General features: G+C 35.8%; 9 protein-coding genes. All 9 read right to left on the bottom strand.

All coding sequences use genetic code 11. The features are described from left to right. Positions 1-135: 135 nt before the first annotated feature. The 9 genes from resC to AB3X49_RS13925 all read right to left on the bottom strand — a co-directional run bounded on the left by resC (position 136) and on the right by AB3X49_RS13925 (position 8,482). Complete coding sequence (resC, locus tag AB3X49_RS13965; protein WP_367962812.1) at positions 136-1,293, bottom strand: cytochrome c biogenesis protein ResC; 1,158 nt, start codon at positions 1,291-1,293, stop codon at positions 136-138. Positions 1,294-1,311: 18 nt separating this feature from the next. Further along, positions 1,312-2,928 carry a cytochrome c biogenesis protein ResB gene (gene resB / locus AB3X49_RS13960; RefSeq protein ID WP_367962810.1) on the bottom strand — a complete coding sequence of 539 codons (1,617 nt, stop codon included), beginning with the start codon at positions 2,926-2,928 and terminating at the stop codon, positions 1,312-1,314. 124 nt (positions 2,929-3,052) lie between these two features. After that, entirely contained in the window at positions 3,053-3,574 is a 522-nt protein-coding gene (resA, locus tag AB3X49_RS13955) for a thiol-disulfide oxidoreductase ResA (RefSeq protein WP_002064495.1), read from the bottom strand. 94 nt (positions 3,575-3,668) lie between these two features. Next, positions 3,669-4,397, bottom strand: coding sequence for a 23S rRNA pseudouridine(2605) synthase RluB (gene rluB / locus AB3X49_RS13950; RefSeq protein WP_002201160.1), 729 nt, complete (start codon positions 4,395-4,397; stop codon positions 3,669-3,671). Between the two features lie 288 nt (positions 4,398-4,685). Continuing rightward, positions 4,686-5,216 (bottom strand): spore maturation protein SpmB, encoded by a 531-nt coding sequence (gene spmB / locus AB3X49_RS13945; protein WP_002086660.1) that lies wholly within the window; start codon positions 5,214-5,216, stop codon positions 4,686-4,688. After that, complete coding sequence (gene spmA, locus AB3X49_RS13940; protein ID WP_367962807.1) at positions 5,213-5,809, bottom strand: spore maturation protein SpmA; 597 nt, start codon at positions 5,807-5,809, stop codon at positions 5,213-5,215. The genes spmB and spmA overlap by 4 nt, the downstream gene beginning before the upstream one ends. Continuing rightward, entirely contained in the window at positions 5,802-6,926 is a 1,125-nt protein-coding gene (locus AB3X49_RS13935) for a D-alanyl-D-alanine carboxypeptidase family protein (RefSeq protein WP_367962805.1), read from the bottom strand. The genes spmA and AB3X49_RS13935 overlap by 8 nt, the downstream gene beginning before the upstream one ends. A 112-nt stretch (positions 6,927-7,038) precedes the next feature. Beyond that, on the bottom strand, positions 7,039-7,953 hold the full coding sequence (locus AB3X49_RS13930) for a superoxide dismutase (RefSeq protein ID WP_002030730.1): 915 nt from the start codon (positions 7,951-7,953) through the stop codon (positions 7,039-7,041). Positions 7,954-8,059: 106 nt separating this feature from the next. Then, complete coding sequence (locus tag AB3X49_RS13925) at positions 8,060-8,482, bottom strand: DUF3907 family protein (RefSeq protein ID WP_367962802.1); 423 nt, start codon at positions 8,480-8,482, stop codon at positions 8,060-8,062. Position 8,483 lies beyond the last annotated feature (1 nt).

Genomic DNA, 8,483 nt, shown 5'->3' with positions numbered 1-8,483 from the left:
TTTTTGAACAGTATATTTGGTCCTCGACATCATTTTACAGAATCAACCGCTACTTTGTCATGTTTTTCTCAAAAAAGAAGAAAATTTGACAAAAATAAAATAGGAAAGTGACATACACTCTCCTATTTTATTTCTCTATGCATATGAATGTAAACCCGCGATAATTAAGTTTACTACAATAAAGTTAAACATACTGATTGCAAAACCAATCACTGCAAGCCAGGCGGATTTTTCTCCATGCCATCCTTTAGATAAACGTAAATGTAATACCGCAGCATAAAAGAGCCAAGTAATAAGCGCCCAAACTTCTTTTGGATCCCAACCCCAAAAGCGCGTCCAAGCGATTTGAGCCCAGATCATTGCAAAGATTAATGCTCCTAATGTAAACACCGGGAATCCTATCGCAATAGAACGATATCCGATTTCATCTAATAAATCACTATTCGTATTCTTTACTAACGGCTGAAGTGCCGCTGACACTCGCTTACGTAAAACAAGTCTTAATACAATATAAAGTAGCGTTCCGACTAACACTGACCAAATAACAGTATTTAATTTTTTCGCATTTACAATCGCTGGAACTTCAACTGTTGGCTCTAATTTATTTTCTGTCATTAACTTCCCTTCATGCGGTCCAACTAAAGCAGGGAGATTATACTTCATTTCAACTTGTTGTTCATTTTTATCCATCCATTGAAACTTCGCTTCGTATTTCATACTAGAAAATACCGTTGTTATTCCAATAAACCCAACTGTACAAACAAGTGTGAAAACTACTGTCTCTAACCAAAATGTACGCTTACTTCTTGTTGATTGGTCTACATTTTTCAGTAAATACATTACGCCTGTAATAAAACTAATTGCTAATATTGCTTGTCCCGCTGCCGCTGTCGTTACATGAATATGTAGCCAATTACTCTTTAAAGATGGGATAAGCGGCGAAATTTCTCTCGGGAACATACTTGCATAAGCGATTAATAAAAGAGCTACCGGTAAAGCAAATAAACCAATAATACTTACACGATATACAAAGTACATAATGATAAAAGCTCCCACAAGCATCATGCCAAAAAATGTACCAAATTCAAAAAAATTACTAACCGGTGCATGTCCTGATGCGATCCATCTTGTAACAAAATATACTATTTGTGCAATAAATCCTAAAATTGTTATAGTTATACCTATATTTGCCCACTTGTTACCTTTTTCTTTAATTGCTCCTCCAAAAAATAAAGTTGCAATTAAATATAAGATAAACGCCGCGAACAGAAAATTACTACTTATTTGTACCATATCGTTTCCCCACCTTAACTAATTTTTTTCATTCATTTTATCGTGTGGTTGTGGAATCGCTGTTCCTTCTAGTACTCTTTCAATATCTTTCTTTAAGCCGAACCAATTTTTATTCGTATGGCCTGCAACCCACCATTCATCATTAACACGTTGTATCCAAATACGGCGATGGTTCCAATACATACCTTGAATCACACCAACCATAAATATAAATCCTCCAATACCGAGAATCCAAAGCGTCAAATCTTTTCTTACTGTAAGAGCTGTTGCATTTTGCATTTCCACACCTGCAAATGACATTTTATATTTATTATTCCCGTCAGGCTCTATGTTTTGCTGAATACCGACGAAACTAACTTCACCATCTGGTGTTTCCGGGGTAAACATTTTAAAGACGAATGCAGGATTATTCGGTAATTTTGTTTTCGTATTCGGCCTTCCATTCTCATCAAAATAAAAATCTGGAAAATAGCTTAATAGTTCTAGAGAATACCCATTTCCTAAATCATATTTTTCTGTAGGATTCGCTAAATCTACTTTAATCGGTCCCAACTTTTGATTATTTTCTTTGTTTTGCAAATGGAAAGACATGCTTTTAAATTCACTTTCTTTGTAATCCACTTGATAAACAGCAAATTGATCAAATTTCAGTGGCTCATTCACTCGAATTTCAGCTTCTTTTACCTTTTCTAATTTTGGTTTTTGACCCGCTATATTTTCTCCTACCGCTTTATATAATACAGCATTTGTTTGGAAGTTTTTTGCAATCACTTTATCACCAACACGATCAATTGCTTCATCAAAAACTTCTTTATCCTTACTCTTATCATAAACTTCCTTGATAAACTTTTCGTTTTTCAAATAGTATTGACCATCTGTTCCTGGTATTTCTTTCGTTTCACCGTCACGTAACCAAAGTGCTTCATCTACATACATACTCGGTAAAAAACGTAGCATTGCACCGAATAGAAAGATAATAAGACCAATATGGTTTACATATGGACCCCAACGTGAAAAACGTCCCTTTTCCGCTAAAACGTTCCCGTCTTCCACTTTCACATTATAATTACGTTTCTTTAAATTAATTTGAACTCGTTCTAAGTCACCTTCATGCGGCGTACCAGTCCCGTGCACTCTCTGTCTTTTCAAAAAACTTGGGTGTCTTTTCACCCCTTGTTTTTTTAAAGCTTTATAAAGAGGAATGACACGGTCTAAACTACATATAACAAGTGAAATACCAATGGAAGCAATTAAAATCATGTACCACCATGATCCATATAAATTATTAAATCCTAATTGATAGTATAATTGTCCTAAAAATCCATACTCGGTCTTATAATATTCAGCTGGTTCGATTCCTGGAGTTATGTACATTTCTTGGGGAAAGATAGTTCCTATTGCCGATGAAGCTAAAGTTATTACGATTAACCATACACCTACTTTTACAGAAGAGAAAAAACTCCAAATTTTATCGACTATCGTTTTTGTATGTGTGAGAGATCTCCGAGCACTCCCCTCATATCTCATATCCAATAATTTTATATTTTCATTACTTTCAAATGGTTTCCCACATGCTTCACAAAAAATGGTTCCTATCGGATTAACATGTCCACATTCACACTTAATTTCTTTCAAAGCTCTCACCGCCCTTTTATCTATATGTACTATTGTATATTCCAGCTCAGAGTTACCGCAATACTCAGAATTTTTAAAGCGAAGGCGCTATACGTAAGCACCTCTTATGTAAAGGCTTTCTTAATTATGGAGTGATTTTCTTTAAGTACTCTTCCAATTGTTCCTTCGTTTGCTCACCTATAATTTGCTCTACTACTTTGCCTTCTTTATCAATTAAAAAGGTTGTTGGTAATGGTCCCACTCCATATGTACCTATGATCTTTTGCCCTTTATCAATTGCAACTGGGAATTTCAAATCATATTGTTTCACAAAGTTCTTCACTGCGATATCCGTTTCATCTGCATCTAAGGCAATAATTTCAACGCCTTTTTCTTTATATTTCGGATATAACTCATTCATATAAGGCATTTCTTTTTCACAAGGTTTACACCAAGTTCCCCAAAAATTTAAAAATACACCTTTTCCCTTTAAATCTTTTAATTCAATATTCTTTCCTTCTAAATCAGTTACAACAAAGTTAGGTGCCTCTTTTCCAATTTGCATTTTCTCTTTATCAGTAAAAAATCCTTGATATAGCGTAAACCCTACCGCACCGCTTAAAATGAGCAAAATGATAACACGAAATAATAAGCGATTTTTTTTCATGTTGTCTCCCCTCTCTTCGACGAGTGATAAATATATGTATTTTTTAATAAATCACCAGCGGAGCATTCCACTGGTGAAAGTTTCACAATATAGATTAGCGAGGCTTTGTAGAAGCCAATGCACGTAATTGTTTCACCTCATGTGGTGTCAATTCTCTTGCATCGCCAGGACGCAAGCTACCCACTTCTAAAAAGGCATACCGTTCACGTTTTAATTTCATCACTTTACAATCTAACGCTTCAAACATGCGGCGTACTTGACGGTTACGTCCTTCATGAATCGTTAATTGTACAATTGCCATCTCTTTACGCTTGTCCCAAGAAATAATTTTCACTTGTGCTGGTGCTGTTTTTCCATCTTCTAATGCAACACCTCGTTCTAACATGCGAATTTTCTCACCTGTTAATGGCCCTTTAATTTTCGCAACATACGTTTTTTCAACTTTATATCTCGGATGCATTAATACATTTGCAAATTCACCATCATTTGTCATCAATAATACGCCAGACGTATCATAATCTAAGCGTCCGATTGGGAATAAACGTTGTCTAATTTCAGGGAAAAAGTCTGTTACAACATTTCTTCCTTTATCATCTGATACACTTGAAATTACACCAGTTGGTTTATATAGTAAAAAATAAACAGGTTCTTCTTTTTCAAGAGGGATGTTATTTACTTCCACTTTATCTTGAGGAGTTACTTTTGTTCCTAACTCCTTCACTATTTTCCCATTAACTTTCACTTTCCCTTGCTGAATTAATTCCTCAGCCTTTCTTCTCGATGCAATACCTGCTTGCGCAATCACTTTTTGTAATCGTTCCATTTCTTTTTTTCACCTCAAATTTATCTTACCTTACATTAGAAAGACTTGGCAACCACCTAAGCTTTATGCCATTTACTTCGCCTATCTTTAACAACATAGCAATGATGATAAACGTCTAAAGGCATATCACGTTTTCACCCTTTATTATTGTTTACACTTTTTCATGTTGTCCACGATAAAAGTTCATCATTTTGTCAAAAACACCGCATAAAAAAACCACTATTAAACTACACGTTAATAGTGGTCGTATACGTATTATAAGCTAAATAGCGCAAAAAATGAATAGCATTACCGAAACAATAGGGAAACAAACACAATTGAACAAATAATTCCGATTAAATCTGCAAAAAGTCCTACCTTTAATGCATCTCCCATTTTTCTAATACCGACAGCCCCAAAGTATACTGTTAATATATAAAAAGTCGTATCTGTGCTACCTTGCATCGTTGAAGCTAACCTACCAATAAACGAGTCTGGCCCATATGTAGCGATTAAGTCGGTCGTAATACTTAAACCAGCAGATCCCGAAATCGGACGTATAAGTGCAAGTGGAACGATTTCGGCTGGTACATGAATAAAGTCTAACATCGGCTTCATTACCGATATCATCGCATCTAAAGCACCTGATGCCCGGAAAATAGAAATAGATACAAGCATTCCAACCATAAACGGCAAAATGGAAACCGCAATTTGAATCCCTTCTTTTCCGCCCTCAACGAACGATTCGTACGTTGGAACTTTCTTTATCGTGCCATACAAAAGGATAAAACCAATTACACAAGGAATTACCCATAATGAAATTGTATTTACAATACTCATTTTTTCCACCCCTTTCTACTCCTTCTCCGGTAAAAATAGCGGTCAATCCAAATCGCTCCAATCATCGATAACACTTGTGCTATAAATGTTACGCCAACGATTTCAGTAGGGTTTGCTGATTCATAAGTCATTCGAATCGAAATGACAGTAGTCGGAATTAATGTAATCGCTGAAGTATTTAATGCTAGAAACGTCACCATAGAACGACTTGCTGAATCCTTTCCACCATTTAACTCTTTCAGTTGTTCCATTGCTTTAATACCTAAAGGTGTTGCTGCATTACCTAACCCAAAAAAGTTCGCCATCATATTTGATAAAATGAATCCCATTGACGGGTGATCCTTCGGTATTTCTGGAAATAATCTTTTTACTATCGGCATAAAAAGTGATACTAACTTCTTTAACAATCCAGCTTCCTCAGCAATTTTCATTAAACCGAGCCAAAATACTAAAACACTAATAAGTCCAATACAAATCGTTACAGCATCTTTTGACCCTTCAAACACTGCTTTGGTCACTTCTTCCATCGTTCCATTTATCATGGCATACACAATCCCTATAACTGCCATCGCTGCCCATACGAGATTAACCATCTATCCCAACACCTATCATGTAAGAGAAGATTTCTTTTACGTTATTCCAATACATTCCCGTTGTAGCTACTAACTTTCGTTTACTGTAAAACAAATTTCGTTCTCCAACTTTCTCGTTCCCTACATAAATTTCTGTCTTCCCAATCTTTACTCCATCCGTAAGTTTTGCACTTTTATCGAGCTCAACTTTCAATAACACGCTCTTTCTTTCCTCTTCAGTTAAAGGTACAGAAAAACTATTTTTCGTATAAACATGATTGGCATATTTCTTTTCATTTATTTCAGCGAGTGCGCCTTGTCCTAAAACTTTCGCTTGCTTATAGCGTTCAAAGCCTTTATCAAACAAATTCATATGATCATCCCAGTCACTAGAAGCACTCAAAGTTACGACAATTAAATCTAGTCCATCTTTTGAAGCTGTTGTGACAAGCGTCCGTCCTGCTTTCTTCGTAAAACCTGTCTTTCCCCCTGTTGCAAATTCATAATAAGATGTCACAAGCTTATGTTTATTTTTCCACGGATAATCCCAAGAATCTGATTTATACGTTTTTGTTCCAAAAATTTTCTTAAAGGTCTCGTTCCCCATTGCATATTTCGTTAATAATGCCATGTCATAAGCCGACGAATAATGCGATCCATCCCCATCCAAGCCATGCGGGTTTGAGAAATGCGTATCTTTCATTCCCATTTCTTTCGCCTTTTCATTCATTAAATATACAAATCCTTCTATACTCCCTCCCACATTTTCAGCAATTACTTGTGCTGCATCATTACCAGATCTAAGCATTAATCCGTAAACTAAATCTTCTAACTTAACTTTTTGTCCAGGTTTTAAATAAATTGCCGATCCTTCTACTCGTACCGCTTCATTACTAACCGATACTAATTCTTTCATTTTTCCTGATTCAGCAGCTAACAATGCTGTCATAATTTTTGTTATACTAGCAATTTTTTGTGGCTCATGTTCTAATTTCCCATATAGCACACGACCGGATTGTTGTTCCATTAAGACTGCGTTACGAGCACTGACACCACCGTTCATTTTTGCATATGCAGGAATTGGCATAACGCTTGCGTACATTATAATTAGCGTAATTATTATACAAATTCGTCTCATATTTCCCCCCACGTCCTTTTGGCACTTTTTGTACAAGTGTATGCTTGGCCTTTTAAAATATGAACGAAATCTTCCTTCCACCTCCACTAAAAAAGACGCATGAGATATGCGTCTAATACGGTGTCCATTCAATTTGCTTCGCACTTTCAAATCTCTTTTCTACATCTGGCCAATTTACAACATTCCACCAATTTTTAATATATTCATCTTTTCGATTTTGATATTGTAAATAATACGCATGTTCCCATACATCCAGTACAAGGAGTGGTATCGTATCCCACTGTGTAAACAATTGATGAAGCGTGCTTTGCAAAATTTCTAACCTTCCTGAACGGGGTACCCATACAAGAATTGCCCATCCTGAACCTTCCACTTTAGAAGCGGCTTCCGTGAAATGCTTTTGAAAACGTAAAAAACTTCCGAAATCTTGCTCAATTTGTTGTGAAAAAGCCCCTCTCGGACTTCCACCACCATCTTTTTTCATGTTATTCCAAAATATCGTGTGTAAGTAATGACCTGATCCATGAAAAGCCGCTTCTCTTTCCCAATGCTTAATTAAATCAAATTGATTTGTTTTTCTCGCTTCTTCCATCATCTTCTCTGCTTTATTTAATCCTTCCACGTAACTACGATGGTGTTTATCATGGTGTAACATCATAATTTCTCGTGAAATGTACGGTTCTAGCGCATTATATGGATAAGGTAATGGCGGAAGGGTATGCCCCCCAATCGGAACAGCTCGTTCGCTATCCCCTCTTTCACATAGTTCATATTCCTCTCCTTCTTGCATAAATACTTCCTGTAAATGGTGTTGAATATGTTCTACATCATCACTTATTTCATACATAAACTCGGCATCTGTGTCGTATTCATGCTCTTTCATACGCTCTAATAACGTTTGAATTTTATAAGCAAGCATATGGACATCATACACTTCCATTGCACGGCTATCTAATACTTGAAGAACACTTTCACACCAGCTTTCTACTTCATGAAAGTAATCTGTAAATACACCTTGCTGACTCATGTCACACCTCCTTGATGCTATCCACTTTAACTATATTCAATTAAAATCCCTTATATAACTGGACAAAAGGAAAAGAAGCTAAGTATCCTTAGCTTCTTTTCCTTAATTAATATTTGTGCAACATTTTTGTTTGGTAATCTGTCTCATAATATTCTAGTTCTTCACGCATCAATTGAAATTTCCCTTCTAAATCCTTCATCATTCGTTCTATAGATCCAGGGGGGGTTTGCTGAAAAACAATAGAATTTTTCCCTGTATAAGCAGAACGACTATTTTCATACCAATGATCATTCTTTGGCGAAAAAAACTCTGCAATTACTTGATGGTAAATCTTATATAAAACTGTTTCACCTGCGGTCTTTCGAAATGGTTGGCTATTCAGCAAAACAAAACATGCATCAAGTCCTTCTTCACAAAAAACAAGAAGTCTTCTTATTGACGCTAATATCCCTTTATAATATTGCTCGTTTCCTGTTGGTGTCTCCTCCAATAAAGAAGGTAACGTATGATAATTTACATAATTAGTTATC

This window comes from Bacillus sp. C30, assembly GCF_040838255.1.
In the GTDB taxonomy this organism is placed as follows: Bacteria; Bacillota; Bacilli; order Bacillales; family Bacillaceae_G; genus Bacillus_A; species Bacillus_A mycoides.
Note: the sequence above shows the minus strand (reverse complement) of the source record. Positions and strands in the feature narration are given on the sequence as shown.